Consider the following 17,714-nt stretch of genomic DNA (forward strand, 5'->3'; position numbering starts at 1 on the left):
TCATTCCTCTGCTTGAATTATTTCTCTCAATGATCTTGTTTTATATGTTCTTATTCTATCAATCAAACCTTGAATCAATCTTAATTCATTTTGTGTATGCGCACTATTATAGGAAGGTGAAAAAATGTTAACGCAATGTAAAACCATTTAAGATTCATTCAAGGTTGGGGCTCTAAGATACAGACATGGAAGCAATACACGATGCAACAAAACATACAACCCACCGACGAAAGGACTGAGTCCCACATGGCTATTGAAGTATTCAACCGATATGAGAGCAAGTATCTTCTGACGGATGAACAGTACGCACATTTCTACAATGACCTGCTGAAATACATGGAGCTGGATGCCTACAACAAGAAACATGAGTATTACTCCATCAGTAACCTGTACTTCGACACTCCACAAGATTCGCTGATCCGCGCCAGTCTCTCCAAACCAAAATACAAGGAGAAGCTGAGAATGCGAGCTTATGGAATCCCTGAAGAGAATGCCAGAGTGTATCTGGAGATCAAAAAGAAAGTCTTTGGCCTGGTGAACAAACGCAGAACAGCCTTGAAGCTGGATGAAGCTTACGAATTCGTCCGTTCGGGACAGGCACCGGAGCTGGCAGATTACATGAACAAACAGGTTGTGGAGGAAATCAAATACTTCCTTCGCCTCTACGATCTGGAACCAAAAGTGTATCTGGCGTATGAACGCAAGGCGCTCTTCGACAAGAACAGCCGGGATCTTCGCATTACCTTTGACACCAACATTCGTAGCCGCAGATATGATCTGAAGCTCGAACAGGGAGATTACGGTGAACCGCTGGTGAAGGACGGACGATGGCTGATGGAAGTGAAAGCCGAGAAAACCGTTCCGATGTGGCTGTCACAACTGCTGTCCGAACATGGTCTCTATCGCACCGGATTCTCCAAATACGGCAACGAGTACAGACATCTCGCGAGAACAACGAACCTAAATTACCAGACGGAGCGCATTCTTGTACCAGGTACCGATTTCGACCCATCCATAGAACAAGATAAAACGATTATAGAAAGAGAGCGTGTCCTATATGCTTGATTCACTGTTCAGTTCAGCCCTAACCGATACCAACCTGACGTTTAACAACGCCGTCATCACCATCGGTCTTGCCATCACTCTGGGGTTGATCATCAGCCTCACCTACATGAAAACTAACCAAAGCACATACTCTCAGAGCTTCACCTTAACGATGGTTGTTCTGCCCGTCATTGTCGCCATCATCATCCTGCTCATCGGTAGCAACATCGCACGAGCTTTCAGCTTGGCAGGTGCCTTCTCGATCATCCGATTCCGAAGTGCCCCTGGTGATCCAAAAGACATTGCTTACGTATTGTTCACGATGGCTTCCGGTCTTGCCTGCGGTGTAGGCGCTTTTGGATACGCGGTACTGTTCACCATTATCCTGTGTGTGCTGATGTTTGTTCTGAGTCGCTTTAACTTCGGCGGCAAGAAAAGTCAGCTGAAAACGTTGAAAGTTACCATTCCCGAAAACTTAAGCTATGAAGAAGCCCTTAATGAAGTGTTCCATACATTCAACGTACCTTTTGATCTGAAAAAAATCAGAACGACCGAACTCGGCAGTCTGTATGAGCTGGTCTACAGTGTAACCATTCACGAAAGTGTTAGCCAAAAGGAATTCCTCGATGCGATCCGCACACGGAACGGCAACCTGGATATCTCATTAACCATGAGTCCAACAACGGAATATTAATTTATAATTCGAAGGGAACGATCTAATATGAAGAAAAACATAATAACAGGTAGCAAACTTTGGTCCATCGCCATGATTACCAGCCTACTCGCCGCATGCAGTTCACCAGCAACCACAAGCACAACGGCCAATGCCGCAACGTCAACGACAGGAACAACCAAAACGGTATCTGTCAGCGAGCAAACTTCTGTAAAATACGCCGATCTGGTCTCTCTGGATGCTGACGATACCAATATTAGCTGGAGTGAGGCAGATTCCACAGCGATTAAGCTGAACGGAACAACTGCAACGGTAACCGGTTCGGGTGCCAAAGCAGCGAATGGTTCGGTAACCATCTCTGAAGCAGGCACTTATGTACTTAGCGGTGAGCTAACGGATGGACAGATCGTGGTTAACGTTGCCGATAAGGGTACCGTACATCTCGTATTAAACGGAGCAACCATTCATGATAACGACAGCGCCGCAATCTACATTCAGAAGGCTGGTAAAGCGGTGATTACGCTCGAAAAAGGAACCAAGAATACCGTTTCCGATGGTAAAACATATGTGTACGCCGATGCTACAACAGACGAGCCCGATGCTGCAATCTTCAGCAAAGCAGATCTTACATTCAACGGTGCAGGTCAATTGACCGTCACAGGTAACTATAATGAAGGTATTACGAGCAAGGATGATCTGAAAATCATTAGTGGTAGCATCAGTGTCAAAGCAGCCGATGACGGCATCAAAGGTAAGGATATGGTCGCCATCCAAGCGGGTACGATTACCATTGAAGCCGAAGGCGACGGCATTAAATCAACCAATGACACGGATACCACCAAAGGCTTCGTTGCCATCGCAGGAGGTACCTTTGATATCCAAAGTGGCAACGACGGTATTCAAGCTGAAACCGCACTTGTTGCGGATGGCGGCACATACAACATTGTAACGGGCGGCGGTAGCGTCAATGCACCAGCCAAAGTAGAAGAAGGTCCATTTGGCGGCGGCGGTGGCGGTGGATGGGGTGGCGGCACACCTCCAACGGATATGGGCACACCACCAGATGGCGAACCTCCTGCAGATATGCCAGAGATGCCTAATAACAGCGGTACGAATGCAGGTGCTAATACAAACGGCGTAGCAGCATCCAACTCTGCCAACACAACAACAACAACAACAACAACGGATAACAATGCTGATGCGGACACTGCAACAACAGCAACCGAGTCCACAAGTGCCAAAGCACTCAAAGCAGGTACAGATCTTACGGTTAATGGAGGTACGTATACCATTGATTCCATGGATGATTCCCTGCACAGCAACAATAACGTGACCGTCAACGACGGAACATTCAACATTGAATCTGGTGATGACGGCATTCATGCCGATCATGCCCTTACGATCAACGGTGGAACCATCACCATTGCGAAGAGCTATGAAGGAATTGAAGGTGCAATGATCACCCTGAACGATGGGGATGTAGATGTAACGGCATCCGATGATGGCGTCAATGCTGCAGGTGGCGAGACGGAAACAGCTACGAATCCAGCAGCAAGTACAGATAGCGTGACTACAGCAACCGATGCAACAACGACATCGAACATCTCTGTAACCGAAACGACAGGCACAACATCAACTACCGATCAGGCATCCCAAGGTACAGCTGCTAATCAGCAAGGACGTGGACCGGGCGGTATGGGTGGTGCAGCAGCAAGCAATAACGAGTTCCACATTAACGGCGGTTCCCTCACCGTGAACGCAGGTGGTGACGGGCTGGATTCCAATGGTTCCATTAACATGACTGGCGGAACGGTTATTGTGAACGGACCGACGAATAGCGGCAACGGAGCATTGGATTATGACGGCACATTTGAAATCAGTGGTGGATACTTGGTAGCTGCTGGCAGCTCGGGTATGGCACAAGGAACATCCGATGCGTCTACGCAAAATACCATTGTGATGACATTCCCTGCAACGCAAAAAGCTGGAACACTTGTACATGTACAAGATAGCGAAGGCAACAACATTCTGACGTTTGCACCAGCAAAAGATTATCAAACCGTGGTTGTCAGCTCCCCGGATCTTGCGAAAGATGGTTCATACGTGATCTACTCCGGTGGTACGTCTACAGGTAAAGCGGTGGATGGACTCTATACAGATGGTACCTATAGTGGTGGAACTCAAGTGGTTGCCTTCCAATCGACTAGTAATGTGACTTGGGTGAATGAATCTGGTGTAACCACTGCCAATACAGGTATGGGCGGTCCTGGTGGCGGTGGACAAGGCGGATTTGGAGGCGGCAGAAACAGATCCCAATCCGGTACAACATCCGACAGCACAGACACTACCGATTCTGCAAAATAATACGTGCGGTAAGTAATAATCAAGCAATCTCTTGCCCTAACTCAAAGCCGAGACAAAAAGGCCCCGAATCACTTCATAGTGAGTTCGGGGCCTTTTTCGCATCCTCGTTCTTACGTGGTATCTGCATTACTATGATATGGAGCACACTCTTTCATCCATTCACGTTATGGCAGAAGGTTTGCAGCACTCCAGCCGAGCAAACCTGGTGATCACTTTCCTGTTCTTTTCTTTAAAAGGAATACACATACACCTTGGTACGCAGGGCATCCCGGCATGTTATGGTGCGTAGCGGTTCTTTTCCTGGCAGGGCAAAACAGACGCTAATCACCTTGGCACCCGGCGGAAGCTCTCGACTGAACTTGTCCAAAAGCTTAGTCATGGCTCCCGGGAATAGATAACAGATCACACAATCCGCATGTTCATAGGAACTGGTGTAGATATCCCCGCGCATGAAGCGCAGCCTGCCCTTGAGAGAGTGTTTGTTTCCCTTGGCTCCACGTAAGCGAACACTGAGATAGGCAATTATTTGGGAAGACCATAAGGGTATGATAGAATTCTCAATACCCGTTAGCCTTTTACCAGGACAATGCCTTACAACATCCAGCCCCAGTGTGCCCCATCCAGAGCCCGCTTCGAGCACATCCCCGTACCCTGGAATACGGTTCACTTCCTGAATGACCACCTGTCTGACACGACTGGATGTGGGCATCGGGGAAATACCGTTTTTCCAACTGACAAGTACGATGGATATGACACCTATCAATGTCACCACGGCAATCAGCCATGGAATCAGGTAAATGATGAACATGAACTCATCCCTTTGTTATGACTCATTATTCCGGCACATGAGACTTCATATATACACCCTTTTTGTAAACGGACTTGATGGTAAAGTGTACACCCAGCTTGCGATTCGTCCGATAGATTAGCGAGTTAATCTCGTCGATCCCTACCGCTTCACTCTCCAGCATACTACGCTCCGGCCACACCTGAGCCACAATTTGTTCCCTTGTCACAAAGTGGTCCAGTTGACTATACAGCAGCTTGAACAGCTGATACTCCTTCTTGGACAGCGGAATCTCCACTTCGCCGATCTGTACGGTTTGCAGGTGATCCAGTAAACGTACGCCCTCACCCAGCAAGTCCGACACCCGATATTCCCTTGTCTCTCCAAGATCCCCTTCAGCGCGAAGCTGGATCAGGCCGTTGACCAACGTCAGGCTGTCTCCCTCGCCAAACGGATATTTCTCATAGGGAATGAGGCGCTGCCCGTTCAGTTCCGTTCCATTTTTGCTATCCAGATCCTCGATCCATAACTGTTGCTGTACATCATAATGAATGCGGCAATGCCGCTTCGATATCATCTGATTATAGACAGACAAGTCCAATTCACTGCCACCTGTGTAACGTCCCACCGTAATGGAGCGACCCTGGCTTACATAAGCAAATGAGCCGTCACTTTCCTGTCCTGGCGTACGAATGACGATTTTTGCCGTCTCCCGCATGTTATTCTCCCACCTTCAATGATCACTCACTCGATCTCTATAAACATATCTTCAACAATAATGATAAGATCATCAGATTTGTTCCATTGTTTGCACCGCTATAGTTCAATATAGTGGTACACAGGAACGATTTATGTTCGGTTCTACTCACTCTACTATACCAGACGTTGTGCTTTTTTTCTCATGACGGCCGGATGTCTACTTTAGCTCATTCAACAAGAGAGGTACCTTCTAATGAACAAAAAAAACATTTTCATATACGTGCTACTCGCCTTTGCCCTGTCCATGACATTAACCGTGCTCTCCCGTATGAATGATGATGGCGGAGAATCACTGAAAGGCACCTCGGCTGCCGAAACCTCATGGTTACAAATGAAGATCCAGCCCTGAGTCTACTCTATTATAACGTGATCTCTGCGCAAAACGTTTCACGAATGTCATATTAGGCTAAGCCATAGACTCACATCAATAAGGCCCCAGATTGCTGGTAACAGCAGCCCGGAGCCTCATTTTGGATTGAAAAAATCTATATTACACGACTTATTTCCCAAAGCGAAGTGAAGTGGACAGCGGACATTCCCGCCATCTCACCCACACTCACGTCATTGCCGCTTCTTTCTCGCGCCGAATTTCCTCCAGCCATGCACGACAAGAGCTACAGGGCCAGCAAGCCATAACAGTTGCCAAAGCATAACTTTCAGGTCGAATCCCATCTTAAGAATCCCTCCCCATATGATCCCAAAGGTCACTACAGTCGTTCAAAACCCAAATCAATCTTGGTCTTCCTCCGGCACAGTCGGCTCGTCGTCAGGCTTCACTGTCTCTCTGGACTGTACTTCCTCCATCCGGCTGGACACCTTCTGATATAGGTAAGAGATCCCCAGCAATAGTACGCCGAAGCTGAAATAGGCAAAGATTTTGCTGCCTGAGGTAAGCATCCCCACATCATAGAACACCATCTTCCCCGTAGCGAACAACGTTAGGCCAAGGCCGAGACGCCGAATCATGACATATTTTCTACGGAATCCATAGGCAATATAGAGAATCGCGAGCAGCAGATAGATCAGGCTGAACATCAGCCCCACATCACCCCACTGGAACTGAATCGTCAGGAATACGGTGATGACACCGAGCAGATACACCCCTGCGATAACCGGGTACCATTCAATGCTCTTGAACTGCCCGCGGATGCCTGCAATCAGCAGATCCCTTCCTGCAAAGAATACCCCTACGTTAAAGATAATTAACACCAGCAAACCAACAATCTCTGCCGCTGTATGCTGTTGAACTTCCGGCTGAAGCGCTGGCATGGTTAAGGTTACGGCCAGTGCAATACAGCAGCCAATAGCATGCAAGAAAGTGGTATACACCTGCACGTATCGATCACGCAGCAGCTTCACCTTGTTCAGTCCATAGGCCAATGCAATGGTGAGCGCTGCGAACATGAGCAACTTGTAGAACATGTATAACAGGAACGTCCCATCGACAGCTCTGGTATACAATTCATTCGACTCATACAGCACATATAACCACAGATTCGCAAGTGTCACATACTTGAATCCGTTCAGAAAACCCAGCTCCAGCGGGCTGTAATTGAATCTCTCTCTGGAAGATGAGTTGCTGTGAACAGCCCAGGCATAATACAGTGTAATAAGCAAGGTTCCCAGCGTGATACTGGAGTATTTTAACATGAAGTAAGAACGTTCCCCGATGAAGAATAGCGCCAGCAGATCATAGTACACAAAAGTGATTAGACATAGAAGAACAATGCCCCATCCGGCACGTTCCACCGACTTGAGCCGTTTCAGATGTCCAAGCGTAACCAACAAAACTCCTTCGATCAACCAGCCCATCGATAACCACTTGGCCCCGAACTGGAACGGAATAATCAGAATGGCGAACGTCAGGGATGTGACATAAAAGAGCAGAATCGTCTGTTTCTCCTGAGCCATATGGCGCTGAACGAATCGTGCGAGGCCCAGATACACCAAGCAGAAGATTAACGCCAGCAAACCCTGAGCATCATTCCAATTCGCAACATCAAATAATACGTATAACATCAGACAGCTGATGCTCGTATTCATGGCGAGTAGAGCGAAATCCCACCAGGTTAACTTCATTCGGTGTTTGAATGGATATGCCAGCGTAATGCCCAGATATAATGCAAACGTCACAATGGAATACAACATGCCAATTTTCTCACTTGGCGACAGCCATAAGAGGATGAGCATGGATGGTGTGTTGAACAGGAAACTGATATAGTGCACCACCGGCCACCGTTTGCCAAACGAAATGAACACAATAATGCCGTTTAAGAGCAGCAGATAGATCATGGCTACATAGACAGCAGGGCCCTCAAGCCCGAACGAGAACATGTAGGAGAATAACGGAAGATATCCGCCTACCAAACCTAGTGAACAGATGGTCTTCGACTGGTATCTCAAGGACAACAATACGGAGATTGCCGATACCAATACAGACAGGGCAAGTCCCGTATATAACCCGATAATATGCAGTAAAAAGTAACTATAGAAGACGGAGCCGAACAACACGGATATCCCACCGCCGAGCAGCCCCATCGCAAACGTCTGCCTTTTGCGGCGGAACAGCCACTCTCCTCCAGCAAGCATCAGTGCACCGAGCAGGAAAAAGGCTCCACTCTTCATCTCGTCATTGAACCAGGTCGAGTACGAGTATTGGAACGCTGCTCCAACCCCCAGAATGAGGAGCAGGATGGCTACCTTGTTGATCCAGCTGAGTCCAATCTTCATCTCCATGCGATTCTGCTTGATCCGGCGTTGAATAGTCTCTTCGCTCAACCCTTCCTCCGCCATATGCTCATATCCACGTTCCATGTGCCCACGCAGAGCCTCTTCTCTATCCCGTACAGCTCGTCTGTGCGATTCAATGCGCTCATTCACCTCTGCCGCAAGGTAAGCAATCCTCTCCTTCACCTCGTGGGAGTCCTCTTGCAACTCCTGTGCTGCCTGGTTGTACAGCGCGTTTAGATTGGATTTGGTTCGATGCTCATGGAATGCAATTCGATCATTATGTACTGCTGTTTTCCCTTGAAAATAGGTCTCCATCTTCTCCCGGGATACCCGGATCAGATTCAGCTTCTCATCCAGCATCTGTTCAGATAACGCCATACGAAGACGTGCATTCTCTTCTTCCATCTTGCGCGAGCGAAGTACAAGCTGTTGCAGCTTGAGCTTGTGGGCTTCATACTGTTCCTGTAACTGTTCATTCTGAACGATCAGGTCATCGGACTGGTACTCCTGGAGCAGGGCGTGATACTCCTTCGCCAGTTGCTTTTGCTGCTCCTGAACCTGTTGAAGCCGATCCTTAAACTCCTTCATGAGCTTCCTCCGTTGGTTGATGTTTAATCTTTTCCCTATATTTTACTATATGTATGCCATAAAAAGAGGTTTAAACATTAGATATATCTGTGCAATATTTCATCCGTAGGATCTCAAACGCAAAAAAGCCGGGAAGCAACTGCTTCGCCGGACTTATATTCATATGAGCATTTGCACAAGAATGGATGCTTATGCCGCATCACTCGTCTCCGATTGTTCGGTTGACTCCGGTTCAATAATCTCGGTCGCATCCGGGTCCAGCCAACTGGCGATCATGCCACGCACATATTGCAGATCGTCCTCCGACAGATCGTAGTACCATGTGCCACTGCGCGTTGCACCCTCACCCTTCAGCATGTAATTGCTGATCGTTGGTATGCTATCTTTCATATATAAGGACTCGGCAAATTTCACGATAAAGTCCGAGGTCATGTTGGTTGTAAAATTCGATCCGGCAATCTGGATTACGTCCGGGATCTTGGTCAGATTTTTGACCTCCAGCGCACGATTCATGAAGGCACTTAAGAAAATCCGGTGACGCATCGTCCGATTGAAATCGGAATCTTCCCGGTAACGCACATAACCAAGCGCTTCTTCACCGCTATAGATCGGTTTATTCGCTTCAACAAACAGCTTCTCATGAATTTTGAGCTTGTTCTCAATATTTTTCTTGATTGGCAGTTCAACACCACCCACCGCATCAACAATATCCTTGAGCCCGTTAAAATTAATCGCGGCATAGAAATCCACTTTGTTTCCCAGCAAATTCTCAACCGTATCCATCGCCATCCTGGCTTCACCGTGGGCATACGCCGAGTTAATCTTCGACTTCACATCCCGGCCGACAATCTCGGTATAGGAATCACGTGGAATGGACAGCAGCAGCACTTTATTGTCTTCTGGACGCACGACGGAATAGATGATGGTATCCGAACGGCTTGGTTCGTTATCTCGTTGGTCAATACCCAGCAGCAAGAGCGAGAACGGGTCGGTATGTTCCACAACAGGGGCATCCTTATCGCCAGCTGGTACAAAGGAGTCATCCAAGGCATCCTTCACTGTAGCTGAAGCAAACAAATTAAAGGCAAACACGACGAGTTGCTTTTGATAAATAAATCCGAGTCCTCCCAACACAAGCAGCACACTTAGGGTGATGATTAATGGCTTCTTCCATTTCTTCTTCGGTTTCTTCGGCTTCCGTCTTGTTAAATGTGCGGCACTGTTTTCCATCATATCTCCTTTAATAACGGGTTCTTAGAATCATTTAACTATATTAATAACACGTTTTCAATAGATTACGTTATAATCTGCTATACAAATGCATGTTCAAAAAGTCTGATTTTCAGTACCGAGAAGATGGAATGAAGCTAGAAATGGAGTAGCGGAGCGTAGGGAAAACTACGTGAGCAACGGACATTTCGGCTGAATTTCATATTCGATGCTGATGATGCCGCCAGGCATCATTCGTAATCAAAAGTGGACTTTTTGAACTACCTCTACAAAACGAATAGAGAAGGAGCGATGAATGATGGAGTATCGACGTTTGGGCAATAGTGGTTTGCGTGTGTCGGCACTGGGGCTTGGCACCAATGCGTTTGGCAAACGCGCGGATGAAGCAGCTTCTACCCACATTATTCATGCAGCGATGGATCAGGGCATCAACTTTATCGATACCGCCAATATCTACGCAGGCACGGAATCGGAACGCATCATTGGACAGGCTCTCACAGGTCGACGTGAAAACGCGGTGCTTGCTACCAAAGCCGGATTACCCCGGCATGATGGTCCTCATGGGCGGGGTTCCTCCCGCTACCATCTGCAACAAGAGCTGGAACATAGCCTGCGGCGTCTGCAAACGGATTATGTCGATCTGTACCAGATCCACACTTTTGATCCGCATACACCGCTGGATGAGACACTGCGCACATTGGATGATATGGTCACTTCCGGCAAAGTCCGTTACATCGGAGCCTCCAACTACGCAGCTTGGGAGCTGATGAAAGCTTTGGGCATCAGTGAACAGAAAGGTTATGTGCGCTACATCTCCACCCAAACCAGCTATTCCCTGGCAGACCGTACACCTGAGTTGGAACTGGTACCAATGTGTCTCGATCAGGGTGTAGGCATTATCCCGTATTTCCCGCTGGCAGGTGGTATTCTGACCGGTAAATATAACGGACAGACCCGTGTGCCTTCTGGTTCCAGAGCAGACACCGATCCGTCTTTCAACCGTTTCCTGCTGGAGCATAATATCCAACTGAGTGAACAAGTGAGTGCTAAAGCTGCCTCATATGGATGCTCCCCGAGTGTGCTGTCGCTTGCATGGCTACTGACACGTCCAGCTGTATCCACAGTGATTGTCGGGGCTACACGCACCGAACAGCTGGAACATAATCTGGCTAGTCTGGACATGTCACTGCCCGATGAGCTGTTGGACGATCTGGACCAGATTAGTGACTCTTTCCGTCGCCGCGAGCCGTTTGCGTCCTATCGAATCGATTGAGCAACCCAAATAGACCTTCCGACAAGATGAAGTCAGGAGGTCTATTTGTATTTTACAGAGGTGTTACAATTATTAATAATCAGAAAATTTTCCAGTTCCACTACATTCTGTAGTTTAATACATTAAAAAAAGATATATTACGGATCAACTCTCTGTTTTTTGGCGAAGAAACTCCTGCATGATTTCCAAATACTCTCCCTTACGTTCATCCAAAGTTTCGAAAAATGCCTTGTCCGATTCCTCGACCAGATGGATTCCCTCCACAGCCAATCGGGTTCCTTCTTCCGTTGTTGTGATAATATTGGCACGCGTATCTGTCTGATGACGAGCGCGGGTAATTAATCCCCTTTTTTCAAGCGCACGTAGAACCTGAGAAGTCACGTTAACATCCACCTTGGCAAACTGAGCAATTTGAACCTGAGTCACTCCCTTGCCTTCCTCATCGTGTTCATTGAGCCATAAACAGGCGTGCAATAATACAAATTGAGGTTGTGTCAGTTCGAGGGGCTCCAGCACCCTGCGTACTTCCTTTTGCCACATGGCTGTAACCTGCCATAACAGATATCCCGGACTTTCTTGTGCGTTTTTATACCGTGAGCTTGTCATCTCATACCTCCATGATGTGCGACCTTATGCAACAGAATATATACCCGTCAGTCAATGAAGTAAATCCATTATTCATATAACGATGATGGAAACATATCCGTTGCAACTCTGTGTGTTCTTTCTCAAAAAAATAATTAGCGCGCAGGGATAAACTGCTTCACCCATTGTCCGAATCCTTGCGGATTGCGGCTCTGTATAAGAATAGTTCCTTCTCCCCGGAACCTACATACCAGTCCTTCTCCACTTGTAACACTGGATAACCAGCCCTGTGAAGCTTTCTCAATACGGTAATCTACATAATGAGGCCATGCCACCAAATGGGCGTTATCGACGATCATTTCTTCACCTGCTGCCAGATTAATCGCATGGATGGCACCATAGGAAGACAGAAATACAGTTCCACGTCCGCTGATCTCAATAATGAAGAAACCTTCTCCCGAAAAGAGACCTTTTTTCAGGTTTTGCATTTTGGTATTCACCTGAATGCCCTCGGTTCCTGCCAGAAATCCGTCTTTCTGCACATAGAGTGAATAGGAACCGTCCAATTCAACAGCTTCTACATCGCCCATGCTTGAAGGTGAGAGCAGAATCTCTGCCGATCCGCCCGTAGCCGTCAGTTCCTGAAAGAAAAACTTCTCCCCGCTCAGCATCCGACCGAACCCGGCAAACATCCCACCTTCTGCTGAACCCTTCAGTTCAACCGTAGGAGTCATAGATACCATCGCACCACTCTCGGCCTTGAACCGCTCTCCCCGCTGCAAATGTACCTTGAGCATCGCAAAAGCACCATCATATAAAATCTCATAGTTCACGGTTGCACCAGCTCCCTATTGTCAGAGTTAAAATCATTGAGTCCATTATCTTCCAGAACTGCTGATTTGTCTCCGTATTCCTTCACAATATGTTGATCTCCCCAATTGCAGAGCGCATTGAGAATCGGTTCAAGACTTCTCCCGTAATCACTCAATTCGTATTCTACTTTGGGAGGGACCTGATTATATACGATGCGGTTTACGATTCCGTCGTTTTCAAGCTCTCTCAGTTGCTGTGTTAACATTTTTTGTGTAATTGCGGGCATAATACGCTTGAGATCACTGGTTCGTCTTTTCCCATGTGTCAGATGACAGAGAATGACGCATTTCCACTTGCCACCGATCACCTCTAAGGTAGCTTCAACCGAGATGTTATATTTTTTTCTAACCATAACTTGCTTCCTCCCTGATGAATTGAATTACATCCGTCGCATGCTGTATAGGCACCAAAAAGTACGTAGGGTACTAAAAAGTACGTACTATTCAATCTATACCGAATAACTCATAATAGCATTTGCCGGTACGTAAATCTACATTCTGGGGAGTGGAGCAAGAAATGTTACAAGATTCAAAACGCAGCACATGGGCATTGCTTGCGCTGGCCATTAGTGCATTCGCGATCGGTACCACAGAGTTTATCAGCGTTGGGCTACTGCCCCTCATTGCAGATGACCTGGGCATTTCCGTAACTACAGCGGGACTGACCGTTACTTTATATGCATTAGGCGTTACCTTTGGGGCTCCTGTTCTGACCTCACTGACGTCTACCATATCACGCAAAACGCTATTGCTTGCCATCATGATTGTCTTCATTGCGGGTAACACGATGGCTGCACTATCGACAGGCATCACCATGTTACTCATTGCACGAGTAGTGTCCGCTCTGGCACACGGGGTGTTCATGTCCATTGGCTCCACGATTGCAGCCGATCTGGTGCCTGCCAACCGTAGGGCGAGTGCTATTGCCATCATGTTCTCCGGTCTTACCATTGCCACAGTAACCGGTGTACCTCTCGGTACACTCATCGGCCAACATTGGGGCTGGCGCGCTGCCTTTATCCTGATTGTTGTGGTTGGCATCGTTGCAATGATCGGTAACCTGATACTCGTGCCATCCACGTTGAAGCGAGGAACACGGACGGCATTTCGGGATCAGCTGAAGCTCGTTACAGGTGGACGCTTGCTGCTTGCTTTTGCCATCACTGCTGTTGGGTACGGAGGAACATTTGTTGTCTTTACGTATCTGTCCCCGTTGTTGCATGATATTAGCGGATATTCCGAGAAAACAGTAGCGTTCATCCTATTGTTGTACGGAATCGCCATCGCTGTTGGCAACATCATCGGCGGCAAAGCAGCCAATCGCAACCCGCTCAAGGCGCTCTTCTATATGTTCATCATTCAGACCATCATTCTCGGCGTAATGTACTTCACCGTCCCGTTTAAGTTGGCAGCACTACTCACCATTATGGGTATGGGCCTGCTCGCCTTCATGAATGTGCCTGGTCTTCAGATGTACGTTGTAACCTTGGCTGAACGATATGCACCACAGGCCAAGGATGTAGCCTCAGCCTTTAACATCGCCGCATTTAATGCAGGGATCGCTATAGGTGCCTATTTGGGTGGAGTGATCAATGATTCCATCGGTTTAATTCACACGACATGGGTCGGAGCCTTGATGGTTCTCGTAGCTGTAATCCTGACCGCATGGGCTAAAATGCTGGAAAGCAAAGATCAACATGCATCAGTCGAAATGGAGAAAGCTTCGTTCTAATTTCCATTCCGACCATGGGTCTCACTCTTATATATATCAGTTCCAGCCTTCGAGGGGAACCGGTTTCACATGGTATTTTATTATACTATAATACGTTGAACCCAATTTGATCTACTATGATTTAATTTTGTATGATAAAACAACAAAAATTCAGCTTAATATGACTGATTTTTACACACTTTAAGGAGGAAATCTCATGACAACAACTCAAACCGCACAACATTTACAATCCACAGTAACTCTGCATAACGGTGTTTCTATGCCTTGGTTCGGACTTGGGGTATTTAAGGTAGAAGAAGGATCTGAACTGATTGAAGCCGTGAAAAATGCGATTAAACATGGATACCGCAGCATTGATACTGCTGCAATATACGGCAATGAAGCTGGTGTTGGCCAAGCGATTGCAGAAGCTTTGCAAGAAAACAACCTCAAACGCGAAGAACTGTTTGTTACATCTAAAGTATGGAATGCAGACCTTGGATATGAAGAGACACTTGCCGCTTTTGATACCACATTGAACAAACTGGGACTGGAATACCTTGACCTGTATCTGATTCACTGGCCTAAGGCAGGCAAATACAAAGCAGCCTGGAAAGCAATCGAGGAACTGTACGCCGCTGGTCGCATTAAGGCCATCGGTGTGAGTAACTTCCAGATTCATCATCTCGAAGACCTGATGCAGGATGCCAAAGTGAAACCGATGATCAATCAGGTGGAATACCACCCTCGCCTGACTCAGGTTGAGCTTAAGGCTTTCTGTGAGAAGCATGGTATCCAGCTTGAAGCTTGGTCGCCTCTGATGCAAGGTCAGCTGTTGGACAACCCAGTGCTCACGGCGATTGCTTCAGACAAAGGCAAATCGGTTGCACAAGTCATCCTGCGTTGGGATCTGCAAAATGGAGTCATTACCATTCCGAAGTCCACCAAGGAAAACCGGATTATCGAGAACTCCTCCATCTTCGACTTTGAACTTTCAAATGAAGAGATGGATCAGATCAGTGCTCTGAACGAAGATGTACGCGTTGGACCTGATCCGGACAACTTCGATTTCTAAATTGAATCGAATTGCTGTTATTCTGTGCTGATTTGCAGGTAAAATAAAACAGTGAAAAGCCTCCAGACTTCTCGTTACGTACGAGAGTTGGAGGTTTTTCACTGTTTTTTGTTTCTCAACAGATGACATTGTCACTTCTAAAATTCTGAAACCTCAATCTCTATAATCAATCAGCTTAACTTTCAATTTGATCCGCAACAAATTCATTCTCGCATTGTCAAATTTATAAGTGACATTGAATTCACACACATATGTGGTGGTAGACCGGCCAACAGATCCCCTGAGGTTCAATTTTTTCCAAAAAAAATAAATGTATACACCACCAAACCCAAGGCTATCTTGCTCGTGATAATCCGGAACTGGATCAAATTCATAATTGAAGTTGTATTCTTTTCCTTGCACTTTAACCGAAAGATGTTTTTGTTTGACTGCTAGTGTATTTAAAAGAGTAAAATAGCATCTACTTTTTCGTTTAGTTTAAAATTTTCAAAATTATTCCTTTTTTTCTAGTAGATCGCAACCTTTTGTTGAAGTATGACGTTAAGTATATATGGAATCATTTTCCAAACCACTCAGAAAACAAAAGCAAGAATAAAAAAACTATGAGGTGATAATGAATGAAGGTTAATTACGTAAAAAATGGTATTATCACATTAGCTCTCGCTGTACCACTTATGTTCAGTTTTAACCTTACAACAAGCGCAGAACTTACTAACTCCGGTAGTCCAGACGCAGGAATTAGCGTAAAGTCTCCAGATAACCTGAATGATACCTGGAAGACACCAATCAATGAAGGAATTATTGCTTGGAACGGTACTCCTACTCCAGTTACAATTGGATACTTGAGTTCATCAACCAACACAATTACAGCGGCTTCTTATCCAGATACCTGGTATGGCCTAAATTCACAGTGGTTTTCCCCAAAGTATAGATACACAATTCAATTAAACTCAAGAACAATTGTCAGAGACGCCACTAATTTCTCCAATTTTGTTAAAGGAGCGACCGTTCATGAATTTGGGCATTCCTTCTTCTTGAAAGATAACCCGAATACAACTAAGGCGTCTATTATGAAATATAGCAATGATTTTAACACAGTCACTACCCCTAGGCAGTATGATATTGACGATGTAAATACTGCTTACTAATTTAAAAGGATTGGGAGGAAGATAGCATGAAGAATTTTACATCTGTAGCTTCAGCATTTTGTATCACTGCAATGTTACTCGCCGGATGTGGAACAGCAGAGCCATCAAAAGAAGGATCCGCTGCAACAGAAACAGCAAAAAAAGAAGTGGTGCTGATGGATGCCTCTTTTCCAACTTACAACAACATTGATGAGTTGGCTAACCAGGCGGATTTAATTATTGAAGGAAAGATTTTAAAATCATCTTTTAAACTTATAAATATCGCAGAAGAACCTGCTGATCCTAATGATGAAAAATTAAACCCAGGTGGGGATATATCAGACAGCCCCGCTATTCCATATACGATCTATGATGTTGAAGTACAAAAAAACTATAAAGGGGAAGCAGCCGAAAAAGAAATCATTCAAGTCAAACAAGTAGGGGGAGAGGATCAAGAACATACATTTAAGGTAGAAGATTCTGAAGAACTCAAAACGAATGAAAACTACGTTATGTTCCTAGCGACGTTTGAAAATTCACCGGCATCACTGTTAAATCCAGTTCAAGGTTCATACACGGTAGAAGATGATGGTACGATTAAAGGGAATGAAAAAAACCAAATCAAAATTGAAATGAACAATTTGTTGAAGTTAGAACAACAGTAAATACTCGAAAGAAGGCACTGACTGGATTAATTTCAGCGCCTTCTTTTTATCCCTCTACTAGCCATTATTTTTCGAAAAACAATAATGGCGTATAGCGCTTGAACAACATTATAATTATCATGATCGGCAATAATGCGAACTTCCGGATTTTGCTCTTAATGAGTTTGGACGTACTGGTATACCTCCGCTACCGTTTCTAATGGATCTGGCGGAAGATACTTTCGCCACGCT

16 protein-coding genes are annotated in these 17,714 nt (G+C 46.1%); 9 read left to right on the forward strand and 7 right to left on the reverse strand.

The annotated features are described in order from the left end of the window. Positions 1-246: 246 nt before the first annotated feature. Genes NSQ20_RS30520 through NSQ20_RS30530 form a run of 3 tightly spaced genes read left to right on the forward strand, consistent with a single transcriptional unit; the run spans position 247 to position 4,081 of the window. Positions 247-1,065: a polyphosphate polymerase domain-containing protein gene (locus NSQ20_RS30520; protein WP_340031452.1), complete on the forward strand. Its 819-nt coding sequence runs from the start codon at positions 247-249 to the stop codon at positions 1,063-1,065. Beyond that, a complete protein-coding gene (locus tag NSQ20_RS30525; protein WP_340031453.1) occupies positions 1,058-1,738 on the forward strand; it encodes a DUF4956 domain-containing protein in 681 nt (226 codons plus the stop codon). Before NSQ20_RS30520 ends, NSQ20_RS30525 begins: the two co-directional genes overlap by 8 nt. Before the next feature lie 27 nt (positions 1,739-1,765). Beyond that, on the forward strand, positions 1,766-4,081 hold the full coding sequence (locus NSQ20_RS30530; RefSeq protein ID WP_340031454.1) for a carbohydrate-binding domain-containing protein: 2,316 nt from the start codon (positions 1,766-1,768) through the stop codon (positions 4,079-4,081). Between the two features lie 229 nt (positions 4,082-4,310). Here the strand turns inward: NSQ20_RS30530 and NSQ20_RS30535 are convergent, their stop codons facing one another. After that, the gene (locus NSQ20_RS30535) at positions 4,311-4,889 is read right to left on the reverse strand and encodes a class I SAM-dependent methyltransferase (protein WP_076329225.1); all 579 of its coding nucleotides are present in this window, start codon (positions 4,887-4,889) and stop codon (positions 4,311-4,313) included. A 25-nt stretch (positions 4,890-4,914) separates the two neighbouring features. Continuing rightward, on the reverse strand, positions 4,915-5,586 hold the full coding sequence (locus NSQ20_RS30540) for an FHA domain-containing protein (protein ID WP_036612185.1): 672 nt from the start codon (positions 5,584-5,586) through the stop codon (positions 4,915-4,917). 234 nt (positions 5,587-5,820) lie between these two features. Between NSQ20_RS30540 and NSQ20_RS30545 the strand changes: the two genes are divergently transcribed. Beyond that, entirely contained in the window at positions 5,821-5,976 is a 156-nt protein-coding gene (locus NSQ20_RS30545; RefSeq protein ID WP_017691624.1) for a hypothetical protein, read from the forward strand. A 380-nt stretch (positions 5,977-6,356) separates the two neighbouring features. Here the strand turns inward: NSQ20_RS30545 and NSQ20_RS30550 are convergent, their stop codons facing one another. Both NSQ20_RS30550 and NSQ20_RS30555 read right to left on the reverse strand, forming a co-directional pair. Then, entirely contained in the window at positions 6,357-8,945 is a 2,589-nt protein-coding gene (locus tag NSQ20_RS30550) for a DUF2339 domain-containing protein (RefSeq protein ID WP_076329224.1), read from the reverse strand. A gap of 189 nt (positions 8,946-9,134) precedes the next feature. Next, positions 9,135-10,178 carry an LCP family protein gene (locus tag NSQ20_RS30555; protein WP_327196801.1) on the reverse strand — a complete coding sequence of 348 codons (1,044 nt, stop codon included), beginning with the start codon at positions 10,176-10,178 and terminating at the stop codon, positions 9,135-9,137. Between the two features lie 295 nt (positions 10,179-10,473). Here NSQ20_RS30555 and NSQ20_RS30560 point away from each other — a divergent pair, with 295 nt between their 5' ends. After that, positions 10,474-11,448, forward strand: coding sequence for an aldo/keto reductase (locus NSQ20_RS30560; protein ID WP_036612194.1), 975 nt, complete (start codon positions 10,474-10,476; stop codon positions 11,446-11,448). Between the two features lie 144 nt (positions 11,449-11,592). Here NSQ20_RS30560 and NSQ20_RS30565 read toward each other — a convergent pair whose 3' ends face one another. The 3 genes from NSQ20_RS30565 to NSQ20_RS30575 all read right to left on the reverse strand — a co-directional run bounded on the left by NSQ20_RS30565 (position 11,593) and on the right by NSQ20_RS30575 (position 13,258). Continuing rightward, positions 11,593-12,054: a MarR family transcriptional regulator gene (locus NSQ20_RS30565; protein WP_036612197.1), complete on the reverse strand. Its 462-nt coding sequence runs from the start codon at positions 12,052-12,054 to the stop codon at positions 11,593-11,595. A 134-nt stretch (positions 12,055-12,188) separates the two neighbouring features. Further along, a complete protein-coding gene (locus NSQ20_RS30570; protein WP_036612199.1) occupies positions 12,189-12,866 on the reverse strand; it encodes a TIGR00266 family protein in 678 nt (225 codons plus the stop codon). Then, the gene (locus tag NSQ20_RS30575; RefSeq protein ID WP_017691613.1) at positions 12,863-13,258 is read right to left on the reverse strand and encodes a winged helix-turn-helix transcriptional regulator; all 396 of its coding nucleotides are present in this window, start codon (positions 13,256-13,258) and stop codon (positions 12,863-12,865) included. Before NSQ20_RS30575 ends, NSQ20_RS30570 begins: the two co-directional genes overlap by 4 nt. A 164-nt stretch (positions 13,259-13,422) precedes the next feature. Here NSQ20_RS30575 and NSQ20_RS30580 point away from each other — a divergent pair, with 164 nt between their 5' ends. The 4 genes from NSQ20_RS30580 to NSQ20_RS30595 all read left to right on the forward strand — a co-directional run bounded on the left by NSQ20_RS30580 (position 13,423) and on the right by NSQ20_RS30595 (position 17,483). Continuing rightward, positions 13,423-14,637, forward strand: a complete 1,215-nt coding sequence (locus NSQ20_RS30580; RefSeq protein ID WP_340031455.1) for an MFS transporter — start codon at positions 13,423-13,425, stop codon at positions 14,635-14,637. A 196-nt stretch (positions 14,638-14,833) separates the two neighbouring features. Continuing rightward, positions 14,834-15,691 (forward strand): aldo/keto reductase, encoded by an 858-nt coding sequence (locus NSQ20_RS30585; protein WP_340031456.1) that lies wholly within the window; start codon positions 14,834-14,836, stop codon positions 15,689-15,691. Between the two features lie 617 nt (positions 15,692-16,308). Further along, positions 16,309-16,839, forward strand: coding sequence for a hypothetical protein (locus tag NSQ20_RS30590; RefSeq protein WP_051447254.1), 531 nt, complete (start codon positions 16,309-16,311; stop codon positions 16,837-16,839). Positions 16,840-16,865: 26 nt separating this feature from the next. Continuing rightward, positions 16,866-17,483 carry a hypothetical protein gene (locus tag NSQ20_RS30595; protein ID WP_036612205.1) on the forward strand — a complete coding sequence of 206 codons (618 nt, stop codon included), beginning with the start codon at positions 16,866-16,868 and terminating at the stop codon, positions 17,481-17,483. The last annotated feature ends 231 nt before the right edge of the window (positions 17,484-17,714 follow it).

The organism is Paenibacillus sp. FSL K6-1122 (assembly GCF_037977015.1).
GTDB classification, from domain to species: Bacteria; Bacillota; Bacilli; order Paenibacillales; family Paenibacillaceae; genus Paenibacillus; species Paenibacillus amylolyticus.